Raw genomic sequence first — 17,907 nt, 5'->3', positions numbered from 1 at the left:
TCCCTACCCGGCGGCCTTGTACTTGCGCAGATACTCCCCGGTGAGTGAGGTGGGGTGGGTCAGCAATTCGGCGGGGGTTCCGGTGAAGACGATTTCGCCGCCGTCCTTGCCACCATCGGGGCCGAGATCGATCACCCAGTCGGAGTGGGCCACCACGTCGAGGTTGTGTTCGATCACCACCACCGTATTTCCGCGGTCGACCAAACCGTCCATCAAGGCGAGCAGAGTGTCCACATCCGACATGTGCAGACCGGTGGTCGGTTCGTCGAGGACATAGACGGTGCCGGTGTTCTGGAGTTGGGTCGCCAGTTTGATCCGTTGGCGTTCGCCGCCGGACAGGGTGCTCATGGCCTGGCCCAGGCTGAGATAGTCGAGGCCTACCTCGTTCATCGTGCGCAGCTTGGTGGACAGTGCCTTTTCGGTGAAGAAACCGAGGGCTTCTTCGGCCGACATCGCCAGCACATCGGCAATCGACTTGTCGCGCAAGGTCAGTGCCAGCACCTCGTCGGAGAACCGTCGTCCGTCGCAGGCGTCGCAGTGGGTGGTCACCGGGTCCATATAGGCGATCTCGGTAATGATCACGCCGCGACCCTCGCACTGTTTGCAGGCTCCGGTCGAGTTGAAACTGAACAGGCCGGGCGACTCCCCCGTCGCCTTGGCGAACAGCTTCCTGATCGGGTCCATCAGGCCCAGATACGTTGCGGGCGTGGACCGCGACGATGCCCCGATCGCCGACTGGTCGACGAAGATCGCATCCGGATACTGCCGGACGAACACATCGCGGATGAGACTGCTCTTACCGGAGCCGGCGACGCCGGTGATCGAGGTGAGAATGCCGGTCGGCACCGCGACTGTCACATCTTTCAGGTTGTGCACATTCGCATGCTCGATCAGCAACGCGCCGTTCGACTTACGGAAGGTTTCCTTCACCGTGAACGGCCTGCGCAATCCGGCACCCGTCGGCGTATCCGCGGTCCGCAGTTCGGTGAAGGTGCCCTCGAAGACCACCTGCCCGCCGTGCAGACCGGCACGCGGCCCGACATCGACGATATGGTCGGCGATCTGGATGACATCCGGATCGTGCTCGACCACCAGCACCGTATTGCCCTTGTCCCGCAATGCCTTCAGCAGGTTGTTCAGCCGGCCGACATCACGCGGATGCAATCCGACGCTCGGTTCGTCGAAGACATAGGTCATCCCGATCAGCGTGCTCGACAGATGTTTGATCATCTTGAGCCGCTGCCCCTCGCCGCCGGACAGGGTCGAGGTCGGCCGATCCAGGCTCAGATAACCGAGTCCGATATCGGTCACCCGCTGCAGCGCGGTCCGGATCGCGGCGGCCAGTCCGAGTGCGGCCGGATCGGTGATCTCATCGAGTACCGCCATCAGATCGGTGATCTGTAGTTCGGACCAGTCGGCGATATTGCGGCCACCGATCTTCGTGGCCAATGCCGCTTCGTTGAGCCGCGCACCACGACAGGTAGCGCAGACACCCTCGGTGAGGAATTTCTGCATCTGTTCGCGCGTCTTCTCGCTGAGCGTGGAGGTGTCGCGCTGCAACCGGGTGCGCGTGAATTTGGCCGCCAGCCCTTCGTAATTCGCCTTCCAGGTGCCCTTGGCGAAGGTCAGCTCCACCTTGCCGCCGGTGCCGTAGAGCAGGTCGGTGAACTCGTCCTCGGTGTAGTCGGCCAGTTTCTTGTCCGGATCGAAGCGCCCGGATTTGCCGTACATCTGCCACTCGCCACTGTCCACCGCATAACCGGGCAGCAGAATCGCGCCCTCGTTCAGCGATTTGCTCCGGTCGACCAAGCGATCCGGATCGGCCCGGACCGTGACCCCGAGTCCATCGCAGTCCGGGCACATGCCCTGCGGCACATTGAACGAGTAGTTGTAGACGAATCCGGCTGAAGGCGAACCGAATCGGGCGAACATCGCCCGCACCATCGAGTAGATGTCGGTCATCGTCCCGACGGTCGAGCGCGGCCCGCCGCCGACGGGCTGCTGGTCGATGATGACCGGAGCCGTCAGGTTCTCGATCGCCTCGGCGTGCGGCCGCTCATAGCGCGGCAGGAAGTTGAGAATGAATGCGGGAAATGTCGCGTACAGCTGACGCTGCGACTCCACGGCAATGGTGTCGAAGACGATCGACGATTTGCCCGACCCGGAGACGCCGGTAAAGACGGTGATCTTGTTCTTGGGGATCTCCAACGACACATTGCGCAGATTGTGCTCACTGGCACCGAGCACGCGGATGACATCCGTGGCGACGACGGAATCGGCAAAAGGCATGTCGCCCACCATGCCATGCACGACCGACAAAATGCCCGGCGGAGTGTGATTCAGATCACATTAATGCAAAATACGCATGACCTGGCTGCTGAGCCTTGACCAGCGCTTTCTGCCGCCCGAGAGGTCGAACGGCTCGACGGAATCCATTGACGCTCTTGGGCTTCGCCATCCGCGGGTCACTGTCGCCTCATGAGCCGAGGAAGAGGCGTTCGCACGGAAGGCGCGGATAGCGACTGGTGTCACCGAGGTCGATGGTGACCGCGTCGGCGTAGTGCCGCCTCTGGTGCTCACGCGTGAATATCAGCGCGGCGGTAAGGCAGGCGGCGTAGTCGAGGCGCACGCCGTGCAGGAACACCCTGACGTGTATGTCCGGTTCGTCGGGACGAGGCGAAACACCGTTGGGTTCATGGTATTTCGGACTCACGACTCCTCGATGTCGCGAACATCTGTGGGCTCAATGGTGATTGCGTCGGCATGGTCGAGATCGGCGTCCGAATCGGAAATCCATCCGTCCTCGTCGACCGGCAACACCGAGCCGTCCGCCCCATGAAACATCGGACGGCTGTCGATGGGAGCGCGGTCGAGTTTCTGCTGGGTGTCTTCGTGAAAGTCCGCGAGCAGACGACGCACGGATGGAGCTATCGGCGGGCCTGCCCACTCACGGACGGCGGCCGCGACTTGCTCGACCAGCTCGGGCGGTGCGCCGCTGTACGCAACTGGCCGCCCGGTGAACGGATCTCGTTGCGGAAGCTCTCGTTTCGGCGTGGACATGCCGCAAGGGTGTGTCAAGTGCCGATGCCGAGCAGGGCACAATCACGAGCTGCCGAAATCTCCGCGAATCTGCTGAATCCTTCTCGTGAAACGCATAGTGTGCCTCTCGAAACGAGAGGAACAGTTTGGCCGAATGAGAGGGTGGGGCAGATGGCGGAAGACGAACTCGAGGACACAGGAACCACTTTGCCGCGCAGGCAGCTTGGTCGTTTGCTGCGAGATGCGCGCACAGCAACGGGAATGAGCCTGGAGGAGGCGGCGGCGCTCGTACAGTGGAGCAGACCGACGCTGAGTCGCCTCGAACGGGGCGAGACCGAGAAGGTAAGGGTCAGTGACGTTCTGTCGCTCTGCGAGGTATACGGACTGCCCGAGGAGAGAACGGGCGTCGCGCAGGGGCTCGCCGAGCTGGCACCAGTGAAGTCATGGTGGCACGCCTACAGCGATCTAATCCCCGCGTGGGCCAACCTGTATGTCGGATTAGAGTCCAGCGCAAAGGTTTTGACGATATTCCAGCCTCTTATGGTGCACGGCTTGCTGCAAACCGCGGACTATGCGCGAGCCGTTGACAGGCTCTACTTCCCAGACGATACCGACGATGAAATCGAACGGCGCGTGCAGGTGCGTGTGCAGCGACAACGCATTCTGACCCGTTCACGCGAACCCGCAGCGGTGTCAGTCATCTTGCATGAAAACGTGCTGCGGACAGTGGTCGGCGACCATGCGCTGATGGCCGCGCAAGCGCGACACATCGCCGACATGAGCACACGCGACAACATCGAGATCCGCGTGATGCCCTTCCGCGTCGGTATCCCGCTCGGGGCGGCGCCGCCACCGTTCACCATCATGGACTTCGGTCGTGACACGCGCGGCAAACAGGTCGTGGAACCGTCTCAGGTCTACTGCGAGGGTTACGCGGGCAGCGCCTATCTTGAGAGGAGGGCGGATGTGCTGACGTTTCGCAAGGCGTTCCGGCAGCTCCACCAGGCGAGCATGGACCCTCGTTCGAGCCGCGACATGTTGAGAGAGATAGCAGCAAGGAGACGAGAATGAACGTTGACCTGACCGGCGCTCGGTGGTTCAAGTCGAGCCGCAGTCAGGGGGGATCCGACTGTGTAGAAGTTGCTTTCCTCGCAGAAGGACATGTCGGACTCCGAGACTCCAAAAACCCGACCGGCCCCGCGCTGGTCTTCACGCCCGGCGAGTGGGCCGCCTTCACCGCTGGCGTGAATGATGGCGAGTTCGACCGCACGTAGTCGCGAAATAGCAAAGCGGCCCTCAGTTTTCGATCTGCTGGGGGCCGCTTTACGTGTCCGCTTGTCGCGTATTCGGACTACTTGTTGAGGAAAATGCCTGCGATATCAGCCTTTTTGATCGGGGTGTCCTGATTGACCTGGGCGCCGCACAGCAGGTCCACCTGGATCATCGTGGCATCGACCGCGGTGCCTGCGGGCTCGTGATCATCCTTGGTCTGCTGCTTGATGAATTTCGTGATCGTCGTGCGCTTGGTGTCCTGATCCTGTTTGACGTAATCGCGGCAGGTGGTGTCGCCACCCTGGTTGAGCGCCCGCTCGATATCGCTGCAGCCGGCCAGCAGTGCCGCGACCGCCGCGACCCCGAGTCCGGTGCGTAAGAGCGTGGCGTTCATAGAGATCCTCCTGGCGGTTCGGCGGGCGACCATGCCCGCGACAACGCGGTACAGCCTAGGGCAACGGCACGATTACGGTCGGAACGTGCACAGCGGCACATTCATCTCCGCCGATGTGAGCGAACCATGATGGCCGATCAGCATGGACTCGAGCGGTTCGGCACCGGTGCGCACGACGCCGCGCAGACCACTTGCCGCGACCACGAGATCGCCGATGCGCTGGGCGATATGCGGTGCCACGGTGGGGCCGAACCACCCGCGATCGATCGCCTCGGCGCGGGGGATGACATCGAAGTCGGCGCCGAGGTATTCCCGCCAGGTCGCCGCCACCTCGGCGGTCGCGCCGTCGACGGTGAAGACATGGCGGGCGCGCGGCTCGCCGCCGAGTAGCCGTACGCCCTCGCGCAGTACCTCGGTCTTGTCGTAGTCGACGCGGTCGGCGAGTTCCACCATGCCGTGGTCGGCGGTCACGATGAGCGCGGCATCGGGTGGCAGATGTTCGGCGATGGTGGCGGCCAGTCGGTCGACGTGCGCGAGCTCCAAAAGCCAAGCGTCCGAGGATGGTCCGCGCACGTGACCGGTCGTGTCGAGGTTGCCGTGGTAGGCGTAGACCAGCGAGCGCGGGCCCGCGCGCAGTGCGGTGGCGACGCCGTCGACGAAATCGCCGACAGAAACATAGGGCCGGAATTCGCAGCCGCGCAGCACCGCCCTGGTCAGCCCGGACCCCGCCTGTAGACGCGGCGCGACCTGGGCCACCGCGATACCGTCGGCCGCGGCGCGCTCGAAAACCGTGGCAGTGGGCTGGAATTGCTCCGGCACCAGATCGTGCAGCAGGTCGATCTTCGGTCCCACGCCGTGTAGCCGCCAGGTCAGCGCATTCACCAGCCGGTCGTAGCCGGGCACGTGTATCAGGTATCCGGTGAACCCGTGTTCGCCGGGGGGCACGCCGACGCCGAGTGAGCTCAGACTGACCGTCGTCGTACTCGGGAAGCCGGCCGTCAGCGTGCGCTGCGCCAGTGCCGACAGGAATGGCGCCACATCGGAATTCGCGGCGAGTGCATCCGCGCCGAGACCGTCGATCAGCAGCACGCAGACCCGGTCGGCAGCGAGCGCGAGGCCGAGCCGGTCGACCTCGCCGGGCACGCCGAGCCCGGCGAGGAGGGAGGGGAACAGATCAGCCAGGGAGCCCGTGCCGTAACGGGGCGTGGTGAACACGAACTCGAGGGTACTCAGGCTTGGCCGGTCTCGAATCGACTGATCTTGCTGTCGCGGACGATGAAGCGCCACGTGGTGCGCATCGAACCCCAGCGGGAATTCGTGTAGTCGGCAACCAGTTCGGTGCCGTTGTCGCCGATCGATTCGACATTCATGCGCCCATTGCTGCCGAAGATCTCGGAGTCGGTCCACTGGACGAGGTTGCGCTCCACACCGTCGTCGGACATGGTCGCGTCGTCGGTGAGGATGGCATAGAAGCGGTCCTGATCGTTGTCGTTGAGCGCGCTGACGAATTCCTGGACCGTGGGATCGAGCTGCTGTGTCATCGGAACATCCCTCTCGAAGAGTGCGGGTGCATCGGACAGCAATCGTTCGGCTTCACTCTAGTGGCGGGTGCGCTCGCGCGGGTGTCACGCGCCGGGGCCGACCAGCGCGGTGAAGGTGCGCATGATGTCCTCGACCAGCGTGGGCGCGGTGGTGCCGAGTTGGATGCTGCGCTTTTCGAGTTGACCGTCCAGCCACAGTGAGGCCATGCCGTGCGCCAGGCTCCACCACATGACGGCCAGGGTGTCGGCTTTATCGGCGGGCAGCAATCCGGCGGCGACGGCTTCGGCGATGGTGTCGGCGAGGACATCGAAGGCCGCGTCGCCCGCCGCCCCCGCATCCGGATGCTTCTCGGGTTGGGAGAGTTCCGGGCGGAACATGAGACCGAAGTAGCCAGGATTTTCCTGGGAGAACCGCACATAGGTTTCGGCCAGCGCGGTCAACGCTTGCAGCGGTGTTTCTGCGGCGGCGCGCGCGTCGGCCAAGTCGCTGCCGAGCCGTCGGAAACCCTCGGTCGACAGGGCGGCGAGCAGGGCCGAGCGATCAGCGAAATGGTGGTACGGCGCGCCGGTGCTCACGCCCGCCTCGCGGGCCACCCGCCGCAGGCTCACCGCGCCGAGGCCCTCGGTCTCGATCAGCCGCAGGCAGGCGGCGAGGAGCGTGTCGCGCAGCGCGCCGTGGTGGTAACTGGTCCGCGTCACCAATCGAGCGTATTCGACGCCTGCTGGACAGCCTAACTATGCAGTGCTTAGATTATCTGAGCGGCGCTCAGATGGGGCTGACCGCATCCCTCCTCCGAAGCGGGTAAGCATATGAGCACACAGGTACTCGTAACCGGCGCAACAGGATTCGTCGCCGGACATGTCATCGCCGAACTGCTCGAGCACGGATATGCCGTGCGTGGCACGGTTCGCGACCTCGGAAAAGCGGATAAACGCGCACATCTGGTGGCACTCGCGGATCGGCTCGGCGGCGAGTTGGAGTTCGTCGCGGTGGATCTCAACGACGACGCGGGCTGGGCGGCGGCCGTTTCGGGCTGCGCGTTCGTCCTGCACGTGGCATCACCGTTTCCGGCGACGCCACCGGACGACGAACGGGAACTGATCGATACCGCGGTCGACGGGACATTACGGGTATTGCGGGCGTGCGCGGACAGCGGTGTTCAGCGGGTCGTGCTCACCTCATCGATCGCTGCGATCACCTATGGTCACGAGACGGACGCGGTGCGCACCGAGGCCGATTGGTCGGTGGTCGAACGCAGTGCGGCCTATCAGAAGAGCAAGACGCTGGCCGAACGGGCGGCATGGGATTTCGCCGCGAATTCGGATCTCGATCTGGTGGTGGTGAATCCCGGAATGGTGTTGGGGCCGTTGCAATCCACGGCGACGAGCACCTCGCACGAACCGGTGCGCCGACTGCTCGCCCGCGATGCGCCGGGTTCACCACGGGTGGGATGGGCAGTGGTGGATGTGCGGGATCTCGCGGTGGCGCATCGGCTGGCGCTGGAGGCTCCCGGAGCGGTCGGGAATCGGTACATCTGCGCGGGCGAACATGTCTGGATGGCGGATATGGGGCGGACGTTGGCCGAGGAGTTCGGGCCGCGTGGATACCGGGTACCTACTCGGGTGATCCCCGATGTTCTCGTGCGCGCGATTGCATTGTTCGACAAGGGGATTCGATTGACAGTGCCGACATTGGGTCGTACCGAACAGCTCAGCTCCGAGAAAGCGCGGCGGGAACTCGGATGGTCGATGCGGCCGGTGCGGGAGACGGTGCTGGACACCGCGGAGAGTTTGATCGAGTTCGGCGTCGTGCCACGGCCTGCCGGCGCGTCGGCGCGTCGGACAGCCGTGAATGCGTAGGGGCGGGGCCATGCTGATCGCGACACTCGTCATCGGCACCATCGGGTTGGTGCGACGCTGGTTGGGGCGGCGGACATCGGAGACGAAATCCGGTGCGCCGCAAAGGCGAAATGCGGTGCGGCAGATCATCGGGTCGGCCAGGTTGCGGCGACCGGGTCCGGCATTGGCGGCGGTGGTGGCATCGGCCGGGATGATTTGGGTGGGACTGGCGCTCGCGACGTGCTGATCGGTTCGGCCTGGTAGACAGGAAGGGTGACGGCTGCGCGACGCAAGTTCCGGTTCGGTGTCACTCTGCTCGCTCCCGCTTCGCGGGCGGAGTGGATACGAAAGTGTCGCAGGGCCGAGGAACTCGGGTACGACGTGGTCGGTGTGGCCGACCATCTGGGGTTGCCCGCACCGTTTCCGGCGATGATTCTCGCGGCCGAGGCGACCGAGCGGGTCCGGTTGACGACCTTCGTATTGAATACGCCGTTCTACAACGCGGCGCTCTTGGCGCGCGAGGCCGCGACGGCCGATCAACTCACCGATGGACGGGTCGAGTTGGGACTCGGAGCCGGGTACGTCCGGGAGGAATTCGAAACGGCCGGAATCACCTTCGAGAGCGCGGGTAAGCGGGTCGAGCAGTTGGCGACGACCGCCGCGACACTGCGGCGGTTGTTCGCCGATCCCGAGTATCAGCCCCGGCCCGCGCAGCCCTCGGGTCCGCCACTGGTCATCGCGGGTTGGGGCGATCGGCTGCTGCGGATCGCGGCCGAGTATGCCGATATCGTCGCGCTGCCAGGTGCCGCGCCGGCGTACAACGGTGGACCACTGCAGTTCGTCGGACCCGCCGCCACCGATGCGCGGATGGCGTACCTGCGGGAGTTGCTCGGGTCACGGGCCGAGGAGGTCGAGCTGAATATCCTACTGCAGCGTGTAATTCCACCGGAGGAACGGTCGGCCGCACTGGAACTGTACGGGCCGCACCTGCCCACCGATGTCGCCGACCGGCCGGAGGAGTTGCCCGCATTGCTGATCGGCACGCCGAAGGAAATGGCGCGGCAGTTGGAAGAGCGCCGGGAACAGTTCGGATTCAGCTACGTCTCGGTGCTCGAGAGCAGTATGGAGCCGATGGGCGCGGTAGTCGAACTGCTGCGCTGAATGCGGGGACACGCCACGGCAGGTCAGTCCGCGACACTGTGCGCGGCCAGCCAGTCGGCCGCCCGCTTACGGGAGGCCCGACTGAGCCAGGCGTCCTGGATGACCTCCGCCAACTCCTGCTTGCTGAGTTCACCGATGCGGCTGCTGCGCACCAGGACCGACAGATGTCCGTCGAAATGCGGGGTGGTGAAGAACGGTGAATCCGGATCCTGTACCAGCGCGAGTTTGTCCGACTCCGAGGGCACCCAGATCACGATCACGTCGGCATAGCGCTCACCGGTGTCCGGGTCGAAAGCGTCGGGGCGCGGATTGCGGAAGAAGACGAAGGATTTGCCGCCGACCTGGTACACCGCATTGCCGTGCGGTCCGTCCACCCGGTTGACGAACGGCATGCCGGTGGCCAGTTCGTGCACGTCGGCCACCTTGGCTCGTCGCGAAACCTTCGCCATATCAGCAGCGTAGACCGCAATCGCAGATCGGAGTCGAATCGTCAATGGAGGACGGTCGGTTTGCCGCCGAACTCTCGACTCGACCTATATGCGTACGCCATCATGAGATAGCGAATGTGAGCTCACACTAACGATGGGGTTTACGAGGTGGCACAATTCCGCACCCTCACCCAACAACGGGCCGCACTGGAAAAAGAATGGGCGCGTTGGGCGACGGCTCCGAGTAGCACTCTCGGCATACCCGCGGGTTCGACCGCGCTGCGCGATGAGGTCATCCAGTCCTGGCAGCGCTCGCTGACGACGGTCGATCCGAGCTGCACCGAGGCGCCCGGCCTGGACGATGTCCGCGATCGCTGGACCGAATCGCCACTGCGCCAACCGATTACCGAATTGGCCGGTGATCTGCGCGGCATCTCCGAGGACTCGGGCTATCTCGCGGTCGTCAGCGATGCCGCGGGCACCATCCTCTGGTCCTGCGGCGATCGCGCCCTGCGTCGCCAGGCCGAGGCGGTGAACTTCGCGCCCGGCGGCTGCTGGGACGAAAGCCATATGGGCACCAACGGTTTGTCGCTCGCCCTGCACGGCGACCACCCGTCCACCGTGTTCTCCGCCGAACATCTGGTCGCCGCGCTGCACGGCTGGGTGTGCTATTCCGCGCCGATCCACGCACCCGACGGCCGCCAGGTCGGTGTGCTCGATCTGTCCAGTTCCTGGGAGCGTTCGCATCCGATGGTGATGACCTCGGTCCGCGCGCTGGTCACCGCGGTCGAGACAATGTTGCGGGCGGCCGCACCGACACCGGCGCGCGGTGTACGGCTCGAATGTCTGGGCGGCGCACGGCTGGTCCGCGACGGCAGGCCGGTGCCATTGCCGCCGCGCCACCTGGAAATCCTGGCGCTGCTCGCGCTGGAGCCCGACGGGTTCACTCCCGAACAACTGCAGACCGCGGTCTACGGCGACCGTCCGGTGTCCTCGAGCACGCTCAAGGCCGATGTCTCACACCTGCGGCGCACGACCGGCGGTGAGATCAGCAACCGCCGCTACATGCTCACCGGTCCGGTCTCCTGCGATGCGGTCGATCTGCTCGCCGCCATCCAGGCGGGCGACACCAGCTCGGCGGTCTGGCTCTACCGCGGACCGCTGCTGCCCGGTTCGGACACTCCCGGTGTGCTGCAGTGGCGCAACCATCTCGATGTCGGGGTGCGCACCGCGGTACTGGCCAGTGACCGCGCCGATCACGCCGTCGCCTTCGGCGAGCACTCCCCCGGCGATATCGAGGTGCATGAGCACGCGCTGCGGTTGCTACCCGCCGACGATGTGCGCCGGGCCGTGGTCGTCGCCCGGTTGTACACCGCGCTGCGCTCCTGAGTCACCCCTGCAACAACGGCACCAACCTCGCACCAACCTTCTCGGGACATAGTGGCCCGGCAGGCAGATTCGCGAGGAGCGCCCACACATGATCTACGCCAAACCGGGGTCCGCCACCGGCATCGTCACCTACGCCAGTCGCTACGACAACTTCATCGGTGGCGACTGGGCAGCTCCGATCGAGGGCAGGTACTTCGAGAACCCGTCCCCGGTGGACGGCGAAACCTTCTGCTCGGTGGCACGCTCCTCCGCGGCCGATATCGATATGGCCCTCGAAGCCGCGCACCTCGCCGCCGGGAAATGGGCCGCCACCTCGCCCGCCGAGCGCGCGAATATCCTCAACAAGATCGCCGACCGGATCGAGCACAGCCTCGAACCCCTCGCCATCGCCGAAACCTGGGACAACGGCAAACCCGTTCGCGAAACCCTCGCCGCCGACCTGCCTTTGGCGGTCGATCACTTCCGCTACTTCGCCGGCGCCATCCGCGCCCAGGAGGGCAGCATCGCCGAAATCGATGTCGACACCATCGCCTACCACTTCCACGAACCACTCGGCGTGGTCGGTCAGATCATCCCGTGGAACTTCCCGATTCTGATGGCCGCGTGGAAGCTGGCCCCGGCCCTGGCGGCGGGCAACTGCGTGGTGCTCAAACCCGCCGAGCAGACCCCGGCATCGATTCTGCTGGTGATCGAGCTCATCGCCGATCTACTGCCGCCCGGAGTTCTCAACGTGGTCAACGGTTTCGGTATCGAGGCGGGTAAGCCACTGGCGGCGAGTCCGCGGGTGGCCAAGGTCGCCTTCACCGGTGAGACCACCACCGGACGGCTCATCATGCAGTACGCGAGCGAGAACATCATTCCGGTCAGTCTGGAGTTGGGTGGTAAGAGCCCCAATATCTTCCTGCCCGATGTCATGGCCGCCGATGACGAGTTCCTGGACAAGGCCGTCGAGGGTTTCGTGATGTTCGCCCTCAACCAGGGCGAGGTGTGCACCTGTCCCTCGCGCGCGCTGATCCATTCGTCGATCTACGACGAATTCCTGGCCCGCTGCATCGAGCGGACCAGAGCCATCAGGGGCGGTAATCCGCTCGACGACACCACCATGATCGGAGCCCAAGCCAGCAACGACCAATTCGAAAAGATCCTGTCCTACATAGATATCGGCAGGCGGGAAGGCGCCCGCGTGCTCACCGGAGGCGAAGCACGCAAGGTGGACGGACTGCCGGGTGGCTACTACATCCAGCCGACGATTTTCGAGGGCACCAATACGATGCGGATCTTCCAGGAGGAGATCTTCGGCCCGGTGGTGGCGGTGACCAGGTTCGACACTGTCGAAGAGGCGACCATGATCGCCAACGACACCCTCTACGGCCTCGGCGCCGGGGTGTGGACCAGGGATATCACCACGGCCTACCGGATGGGCCGAGCAATCAAGGCAGGGCGAGTATGGACCAACTGTTACCACGCGTACCCCGCACACGCCGCCTTCGGCGGGTACAAGAAGTCCGGCATCGGCCGGGAAAACCACAAAATGATGCTCGAGCACTACCAGCAGACCAAGAATCTGCTGGTCAGTTATTCACCGACAAAACTCGGATTCTTCTGATGCATGGCAGAGTAGCCCGCGTCGCGATCACCGAGCGGGCACGAGAAGTGTTGCGCCGGTTGATAGAACAACACGGACCGGTGCTGTTCCACCAATCCGGCGGCTGCTGCGACGGCAGTTCACCGATGTGCTTCGGGGTGCGCGAATTCCGGGTCGGCGGCGCGGATGTGCTGCTGGGTCGGCTGCCGTGGCATACCGAATTCTGGATCAGCGGCGATCAATTCGAACTGTGGAAACACACCCATCTCACCGTGGACGTGGTCACCGGGCGCGGCAGCGGATTCTCGCTGGAGGCGCCCGAGGGTGTGCGGTTCATCATCAGATCGCGACTACTGACCGATGAGGAGACAGCGGTGTTGGCGGCCGGACCGCCACCGCGGACGGGAGCCGATCGGATGAGTTGACTGCCGAAGAGGCAGCCGCCGGTACCTGATTCACGCCCGCGGGTGCGTCCGCGGGCGGCCAACGGGTGATCGACCAGGGGGTCCGCAGCCCCGGGTCGACACCACGAAGCCCCGTCGTCCCGCTGCAGACCGGGACGGCGGGGTCCGGTGTCCTACCGACCGGGCAGGAAACGGAAGCTGCGAGTGAGCGTCATCAGCAGCCGCTGCCATTTGTCCTGCGAAATCACCGGCGGCGCATCGAGATTCATGAACCGCGTGACCACCACGGTCTGTGGTTCGGTGAACTTCAGCAGCCCGTCCGGGCCGTGCCTGCGCCCGACACCGGAGATACCCATACCGCCCATCGGGGCTGCGGTGGTGCCCCAGGCCGGGGCATAACCCTCGTCGACGCAGACGGTGCCCGCGTGCAGCCGCTCGGCGATCCGCTCTCCCGCGTCCTTGCTCTGCGCCCAGACGCTCGCGTTCAAGCCGTATTCGGTGTCATTGGCCAGCCCGATCGCCTCCTCGACGCTATCGACCGGGTAGATCGAGACCAGCGGGCCGAAGGTTTCGTTGCGGCCGCATTCCATCTCGTCGGTGACATCGGCGAGCACCGTGGGTTCGAAGAACAGCGGTCCCAGATCCGGGCGTGCCTTGCCGCCCGCGAGTACCTGAGCGCCCTTGGAAGTCGCGTCGGCGACGTGCTTCGAGACGGTCTCCAATTGTGCCTCGGAGATCAGGCTGCCGATATCGGCCGAATAGTCATAGGCCGCACCGAGTTTCGCGGCCTCAACGGCGGCGACGAACTTCTCGGTGAACTCCGCGGCGACCGCCTTCTCCACATACAGCCGTTCGATAGAAATACACAGCTGACCCGCGTTGGAGAAGCACGCGCGCACCGCGGCCTTGGCGGCCTTATCGAGCTTCGCGCCGCGGGTGACGATCATCGGGTTCTTGCCGCCGAGTTCGGCGGAGAACCCGATGAGCCTGCGTCCGCACTGTTCGGCCAGGGTGCGCCCGGTCGCGGAGGAGCCGGTGAACATCAGGTAGTCGCAGTTGTCCACGATGGCGGTGCCGACCACGGTGCCCGGTCCGGTGACAACGGCGAGCAGGTCGCGGGGCAGTCCGGCCTGGTACAGCAATTCGGCGCCGGCCAGTGCCGAGAACGGGGTCTGGCTATCGGGTTTGACGATCACCGCATTGCCCGCGAGCAGCGCCGGGATCGAATCGCCGATGGACAGCAGCATCGGATAGTTCCACGGCGCGACCACACCGACGACGCCCTTGGGCTGGTGACGCACGGTCGCCCGGTTGAGCACCGGGAAGGCGCCGGGCACACGGTGCGCGTCGAGCAGATCGGGCGCGACCCTGGCGAAGTAGCGGGCCGCGAACATCAGGCCCATGATCTCTTCCTGGGCGGCCCAGCGCGCCTTACCGGTTTCGGCCTGGATCACGTCCATCAGGAATTCGCGCTGTTCGACGACCAATTCGCGGTATCGCTCGAGTACCGCGGCACGATCCTTGGCCGAGCGCACGGCCCATCGGGACTGCGCGGCCTTGGCCTTGTCGAATGCGGCGGCTACGTCATCGGCGGAGCCCACGGGTACGCTGCCGAGTGCGGTGCCGGTGAAGGTTTCGGCGATGGTTTTGCGCGCACGGGCGTCCGGATCAGCGATCGCGGCGAGCGCACTCAGGCGGTCGAAGACTTCGGCATTCGGCGCGGGCATCGGTGCCTCCTACTTGTGAGTAACCCCGGGATACACACAACATACGCCGCCTGCGGTAGCCATAGCAGCCACTATCCGGGTTTGGCAGGTGACAACGCCTAGTCGGCCGAAACTGTCACGTTCGCGAGAGCTGATTTGTCTCATGAGCACCTGAACCCCATCGAGGGAGGAACCATGAATATCGCACTCTGGATCGGACAGATCGTGCTGGCCGTTGTGTTCACCGCATCCGGGATCGCGAAATCCACGCAATCCAAGGAGAAGCTGGTCGAGATGGGCCAGACGGGTGTCGCGGTGTACCCGAAGTCGGTGGTGCGCTTGACCGCCTACGCCGAATTGCTCGGTGTCATCGGCATTATCGTGCCGTGGTGGACCGGGATCGCGCCGGTGCTCACCCCATTGGCGGCGGTCGGTTTCGCCGTGGTGATGATCGGTGCGATCAGCTCGCACATACGTCTGCGCGAGCCCCGCAATATCGCGATCACCACCACGATCCTGATCATTGCCGTACTGGTCGCCATCGGCCGATTCGCGGGCCTGTGACCGCGGTAATTGAGCCCGCACCGGGCTCATGACCCCCGGACCACCGTGTCCAGTCCGGTATACCGAAGGCTTTACAAGAAAATCACAGTATGTATTACTGTGATCCGATGTTCAGAGCGAGGCTCGGGGTCCGGATGCGGATTCTGGCGATCGCGCTCGTCCCGAGCCTGACGCTGCTCGTGGTCGGCGTGAGCGCTGCGGGGTATCTGGTGGCCGACGAAAACAGGGCCGAGAATTGGGCCGCGCAGAATCAGCAGGCGATTCCGATGGCTCGGGAGGTGCTCGAGTCCGTCCAATCCGAACGCCAGCTGACACTGGCCGTGCTGGCCGGTGACGAATCCGCCGTGCCCGGACTCGGCTCCGCCCGCACGCGGGTCGACAAAGCGCTCAAAGGCCTGGTCACCGGCACTGCCGAGTTGGTCGAAATGGATACCTCGAGCAATCCGGAGAACTTCCTGAGGCTGACCGAACATATGAAGCAGGTCCGTACCGCGTCCGACGCGGGCCAGCTGCCCGCCCCGGACGCGTACGCGTTCTACAACCAACTGCTCGACCTCATCACCAGTGGTACGGCCCATACCGAGCGAACGGCCCCGGATACCGAAATCGGTATAGGCATCGCCGACGGTCTGCGGTTGTTCCTGGTGGTGGAAGCGATGTCACGCAGTGTCGCCCTGGCGAATATGCTCGCGGTCGCGAATGGCCCGACCTCGATTCCGTTCGAGGAGTTCGCGCACCAGGTCGGCTACTACCGGACCGAAACCGCCAATTTGACGGCGGCACTCGGCCCTACGGTGCAGGAGCGTCTGCGGTCCCTGCAGGCGAGCACGGCGTGGCAGCAGGTGGCGGCCATGGAAAGTGCTCTGTCCCAACGCAATACGGCGTCAGCGAGCGGCAACGGCAAGTCGGCCCCGGCGCCGCTCCCGCTGAGCACACAGGAATGGCACAACGCCGCCGCCGAGGTGAGCAGAGGGCTGACCGACATCTGGCTCGCACAGAGCAAGGATGTCCAGCAACTGGCCGAGGACCGGGCCGCCGCCGCGACCGCACGTACGCTGTGGGCCGGGGGCGGTGTCACCGCGGTCAGTCTGGTGGCATTTCTGATCGCTCTGGTCTTGGCCAACCGGGTCATCCGCCGCCTGAAGCGACTGCGCCGGGAAACCCTCACTATCGCCGATGAGCGGCTACCGGATATGATGCGGCGGCTCGGCGCGGGCGAAATCATCGACCCCGCCGATGAATTGCCGGACCTCGACTACGGCCACGACGAGATCGGTCAGGTGGCAAAGGCATTCGAACACGCGCATGCCGCGGCCGTGGCGGGCGCGGTGAACGAGGCGCGCACCCGTGAGGGTGTGAAGGCGGTCTTTTTGAATATCGCGCACCGCAGCCAGGTCGTGGTGCACCGGCAGTTGGAGATCCTCGACCAAGCCGAGGACCGCCAGGAGGATCCGGTACTGCTGGATACCCTGTTCAAGCTCGACCACCTCGCCACCCGCCAACGTCGCAATGCCGAGAACCTCATCATTCTCGGCGGCGGCCGACCGGGTCGGCAGTGGCGCAATCCGGTGCCGCTGATCGACATCATGCGCAGCGCCATCGGCGAAACCCTCGACTACGCACGGGTTCGTGTGGCCCGGCTGCCCGAGACCTATGTGGTCGGCGCGGTCGTGGCCGACCTGATCCACCTGCTCGCCGAGCTGGTGGACAACGCGACCTCCTTCTCGCCGCCGCAGTCGCGGGTGGAGGTGAGCGGCAATGTGGTCGGCAAGGGCGTGGTCGCCGAGATCAGCGATCAGGGCATGGGCATGCCGCCGGATGAGGTCGACAGAGTCAACGAGATGCTGTCCAATCCACCGGATTTCGGTGTCGCGGCGCTGTCCGCGAATTCCCGGCTCGGTTTGTTCGTGGTCGCCCAGCTGGCCGCCAGGCACGGCATATCGGTCCGGCTGTCGGAGTCCGACTACGGCGGCATCCGCGCCATCGCGCTCATCCCGTCGGCCCTGCTCGCCACCGACACCCCCTCGTTGACAACGGCTTCCGAGCACATCGAATCTGCGCGACGACGCCGGCCGGTGACTTTCATCGACTCCGTCTCCAACGGCGAGTCCGAGTCCGCGGTACTCACCACACTGCCGCGGCTCGCGCCGGATCCGCGGCCCCGGACAATCGAGCAGCCGCCCACTTCCGAATCCCAGTAACTCCCCGGCCCGGATACCGGACCACCCCTGCCGCGAGGCAGCGGCAGGCCGGCATCGCACCGGAATTGGCGCGGCCCAGCACCGCCGCACCCACCGCCGAACAGGAGCCGGAGCGGGAGCGTTCGGCCGAGCAGGCCCGAAATCTGATGGCGGCCATCGAAAACGGGACCCGGCAGGGACCTCGCGCGATGCCCGGCGAACCGCCCACCGAGCACTTCAACACCTCGACGACCACATTCCGGTACTGCTCGGCGACGCCCGAAACCGCCAGTCCTGCAAGAACACCCTGCTGACGCTGGTCCAGCAGCTTATCGAACGGGCGAGCGCAAGTGGGATAGGTATGTCAACTCGAGTCCCGCTCAGCGGGACTTGAGCAACGAAATG

At 65.0% G+C, this 17,907-nt stretch carries 20 protein-coding genes; 11 read left to right on the top strand and 9 right to left on the bottom strand.

All coding sequences use genetic code 11. The features are described from left to right. Positions 1 to 3: 3 nt before the first annotated feature. From ON44_RS15425 to ON44_RS50220, 3 genes are all read right to left on the bottom strand, one after another. Positions 4 to 2,289, bottom strand: a complete 2,286-nt coding sequence (locus ON44_RS15425) for an ATP-binding cassette domain-containing protein (RefSeq protein ID WP_040690561.1) — start codon at positions 2,287 to 2,289, stop codon at positions 4 to 6. A gap of 187 nt (positions 2,290 to 2,476) precedes the next feature. Next, the gene (locus ON44_RS15420; RefSeq protein WP_040690524.1) at positions 2,477 to 2,713 is read right to left on the bottom strand and encodes a hypothetical protein; all 237 of its coding nucleotides are present in this window, start codon (positions 2,711 to 2,713) and stop codon (positions 2,477 to 2,479) included. Then, a complete protein-coding gene (locus ON44_RS50220; RefSeq protein ID WP_157187165.1) occupies positions 2,710 to 2,919 on the bottom strand; it encodes a hypothetical protein in 210 nt (69 codons plus the stop codon). The genes ON44_RS15420 and ON44_RS50220 overlap by 4 nt, the downstream gene beginning before the upstream one ends. Before the next feature lie 291 nt (positions 2,920 to 3,210). Between ON44_RS50220 and ON44_RS15410 the strand changes: the two genes are divergently transcribed. Together ON44_RS15410 and ON44_RS48290 are read left to right on the top strand one after the other, a co-directional pair. Continuing rightward, the gene (locus tag ON44_RS15410; RefSeq protein WP_040690560.1) at positions 3,211 to 4,110 is read left to right on the top strand and encodes a helix-turn-helix domain-containing protein; all 900 of its coding nucleotides are present in this window, start codon (positions 3,211 to 3,213) and stop codon (positions 4,108 to 4,110) included. Next, on the top strand, positions 4,107 to 4,313 hold the full coding sequence (locus ON44_RS48290) for a DUF397 domain-containing protein (protein WP_083897897.1): 207 nt from the start codon (positions 4,107 to 4,109) through the stop codon (positions 4,311 to 4,313). The genes ON44_RS15410 and ON44_RS48290 overlap by 4 nt, the downstream gene beginning before the upstream one ends. 77 nt (positions 4,314 to 4,390) lie before the next feature. Here the strand turns inward: ON44_RS48290 and ON44_RS15405 are convergent, their stop codons facing one another. The 4 genes from ON44_RS15405 to ON44_RS15390 form a co-directional block, all read right to left on the bottom strand. After that, positions 4,391 to 4,705 carry a hypothetical protein gene (locus tag ON44_RS15405; RefSeq protein WP_040690520.1) on the bottom strand — a complete coding sequence of 105 codons (315 nt, stop codon included), beginning with the start codon at positions 4,703 to 4,705 and terminating at the stop codon, positions 4,391 to 4,393. 72 nt (positions 4,706 to 4,777) lie between these two features. Continuing rightward, positions 4,778 to 5,920: an alkaline phosphatase family protein gene (locus ON44_RS15400; protein ID WP_051182056.1), complete on the bottom strand. Its 1,143-nt coding sequence runs from the start codon at positions 5,918 to 5,920 to the stop codon at positions 4,778 to 4,780. Positions 5,921 to 5,934: 14 nt separating this feature from the next. Next, complete coding sequence (locus ON44_RS15395) at positions 5,935 to 6,246, bottom strand: nuclear transport factor 2-like protein (RefSeq protein WP_040690557.1); 312 nt, start codon at positions 6,244 to 6,246, stop codon at positions 5,935 to 5,937. An 84-nt stretch (positions 6,247 to 6,330) separates the two neighbouring features. Next, positions 6,331 to 6,945, bottom strand: coding sequence for a TetR/AcrR family transcriptional regulator (locus tag ON44_RS15390; protein WP_040690519.1), 615 nt, complete (start codon positions 6,943 to 6,945; stop codon positions 6,331 to 6,333). Between the two features lie 111 nt (positions 6,946 to 7,056). Between ON44_RS15390 and ON44_RS15385 the strand changes: the two genes are divergently transcribed. From ON44_RS15385 to ON44_RS15375, 3 genes are read left to right on the top strand one after another with little or no spacing between them, the layout of a single operon-like run. Next, positions 7,057 to 8,106 (top strand): SDR family oxidoreductase, encoded by a 1,050-nt coding sequence (locus ON44_RS15385; RefSeq protein ID WP_040690518.1) that lies wholly within the window; start codon positions 7,057 to 7,059, stop codon positions 8,104 to 8,106. Between the two features lie 10 nt (positions 8,107 to 8,116). After that, positions 8,117 to 8,332: a hypothetical protein gene (locus ON44_RS15380; protein WP_040690517.1), complete on the top strand. Its 216-nt coding sequence runs from the start codon at positions 8,117 to 8,119 to the stop codon at positions 8,330 to 8,332. A gap of 26 nt (positions 8,333 to 8,358) precedes the next feature. Continuing rightward, positions 8,359 to 9,246, top strand: coding sequence for a TIGR03621 family F420-dependent LLM class oxidoreductase (locus ON44_RS15375; RefSeq protein ID WP_040690516.1), 888 nt, complete (start codon positions 8,359 to 8,361; stop codon positions 9,244 to 9,246). Between the two features lie 23 nt (positions 9,247 to 9,269). On the opposite strand, the gene ON44_RS15370 is transcribed toward ON44_RS15375, so the two are convergent. Continuing rightward, positions 9,270 to 9,695, bottom strand: coding sequence for an MmcQ/YjbR family DNA-binding protein (locus tag ON44_RS15370; RefSeq protein ID WP_040690515.1), 426 nt, complete (start codon positions 9,693 to 9,695; stop codon positions 9,270 to 9,272). Positions 9,696 to 9,842: 147 nt separating this feature from the next. On the opposite strand from ON44_RS15370, the gene ON44_RS15365 reads away from it, so the two are divergent. From ON44_RS15365 to ON44_RS15355, 3 genes are all read left to right on the top strand, one after another. Continuing rightward, positions 9,843 to 11,063, top strand: a complete 1,221-nt coding sequence (locus ON44_RS15365) for a sigma-54-dependent transcriptional regulator family protein (protein WP_040690514.1) — start codon at positions 9,843 to 9,845, stop codon at positions 11,061 to 11,063. Between the two features lie 88 nt (positions 11,064 to 11,151). Continuing rightward, entirely contained in the window at positions 11,152 to 12,669 is a 1,518-nt protein-coding gene (gene exaC, locus ON44_RS15360; protein WP_040690512.1) for an acetaldehyde dehydrogenase ExaC, read from the top strand. After that, the gene (locus ON44_RS15355; protein ID WP_040690510.1) at positions 12,669 to 13,073 is read left to right on the top strand and encodes a DUF779 domain-containing protein; all 405 of its coding nucleotides are present in this window, start codon (positions 12,669 to 12,671) and stop codon (positions 13,071 to 13,073) included. The genes exaC and ON44_RS15355 overlap by 1 nt, the downstream gene beginning before the upstream one ends. A 152-nt stretch (positions 13,074 to 13,225) precedes the next feature. Here ON44_RS15355 and ON44_RS15350 read toward each other — a convergent pair whose 3' ends face one another. Further along, positions 13,226 to 14,779 carry a succinic semialdehyde dehydrogenase gene (locus ON44_RS15350; protein WP_040690508.1) on the bottom strand — a complete coding sequence of 518 codons (1,554 nt, stop codon included), beginning with the start codon at positions 14,777 to 14,779 and terminating at the stop codon, positions 13,226 to 13,228. 174 nt (positions 14,780 to 14,953) lie between these two features. Here ON44_RS15350 and ON44_RS15345 point away from each other — a divergent pair, with 174 nt between their 5' ends. From ON44_RS15345 to ON44_RS52555, 3 genes are all read left to right on the top strand, one after another. Then, a complete protein-coding gene (locus ON44_RS15345; protein ID WP_040690507.1) occupies positions 14,954 to 15,322 on the top strand; it encodes a DoxX family protein in 369 nt (122 codons plus the stop codon). 107 nt (positions 15,323 to 15,429) lie between these two features. Continuing rightward, positions 15,430 to 17,523 carry a sensor histidine kinase gene (locus ON44_RS15340; RefSeq protein ID WP_245567165.1) on the top strand — a complete coding sequence of 698 codons (2,094 nt, stop codon included), beginning with the start codon at positions 15,430 to 15,432 and terminating at the stop codon, positions 17,521 to 17,523. 65 nt (positions 17,524 to 17,588) lie between these two features. Beyond that, positions 17,589 to 17,816 (top strand): hypothetical protein, encoded by a 228-nt coding sequence (locus ON44_RS52555; RefSeq protein ID WP_040690505.1) that lies wholly within the window; start codon positions 17,589 to 17,591, stop codon positions 17,814 to 17,816. Positions 17,817 to 17,907: the final 91 nt, after the last annotated feature.

The organism is Nocardia vinacea NBRC 16497, assembly GCF_000308835.1.
GTDB lineage: Bacteria > Actinomycetota > Actinomycetes > Mycobacteriales > Mycobacteriaceae > Nocardia > Nocardia vinacea.
This window is presented reverse-complemented; position numbering and strand designations above follow the sequence as displayed.

What these genes read in the sequence shown, in the direction of transcription:
- ON44_RS15345 (WP_040690507.1), top strand. Translation starts at nt 14,954, where the DNA reads ATGAATATCGCACTCTGGATCGGACAGATCGTGCTGGCCGTTGTGTTC.
- exaC (WP_040690512.1), top strand. Translation starts at nt 11,152, where the DNA reads ATGATCTACGCCAAACCGGGGTCCGCCACCGGCATCGTCACCTACGCC.
- ON44_RS15370 (WP_040690515.1), bottom strand. Translation starts at nt 9,695, where the DNA reads ATGGCGAAGGTTTCGCGACGAGCCAAGGTGGCCGACGTGCACGAACTG.
- ON44_RS15425 (WP_040690561.1), bottom strand. Translation starts at nt 2,289, where the DNA reads ATGCCTTTTGCCGATTCCGTCGTCGCCACGGATGTCATCCGCGTGCTC.
- ON44_RS15350 (WP_040690508.1), bottom strand. Translation starts at nt 14,779, where the DNA reads ATGCCCGCGCCGAATGCCGAAGTCTTCGACCGCCTGAGTGCGCTCGCC.
- ON44_RS15405 (WP_040690520.1), bottom strand. Translation starts at nt 4,705, where the DNA reads ATGAACGCCACGCTCTTACGCACCGGACTCGGGGTCGCGGCGGTCGCG.
- ON44_RS15410 (WP_040690560.1), top strand. Translation starts at nt 3,211, where the DNA reads ATGGCGGAAGACGAACTCGAGGACACAGGAACCACTTTGCCGCGCAGG.
- ON44_RS15395 (WP_040690557.1), bottom strand. Translation starts at nt 6,246, where the DNA reads ATGACACAGCAGCTCGATCCCACGGTCCAGGAATTCGTCAGCGCGCTC.
- ON44_RS15385 (WP_040690518.1), top strand. Translation starts at nt 7,057, where the DNA reads ATGAGCACACAGGTACTCGTAACCGGCGCAACAGGATTCGTCGCCGGA.
- ON44_RS15380 (WP_040690517.1), top strand. Translation starts at nt 8,117, where the DNA reads ATGCTGATCGCGACACTCGTCATCGGCACCATCGGGTTGGTGCGACGC.
- ON44_RS15340 (WP_245567165.1), top strand. Translation starts at nt 15,430, where the DNA reads ATGTTCAGAGCGAGGCTCGGGGTCCGGATGCGGATTCTGGCGATCGCG.
- ON44_RS48290 (WP_083897897.1), top strand. Translation starts at nt 4,107, where the DNA reads ATGAACGTTGACCTGACCGGCGCTCGGTGGTTCAAGTCGAGCCGCAGT.
- ON44_RS15355 (WP_040690510.1), top strand. Translation starts at nt 12,669, where the DNA reads ATGCATGGCAGAGTAGCCCGCGTCGCGATCACCGAGCGGGCACGAGAA.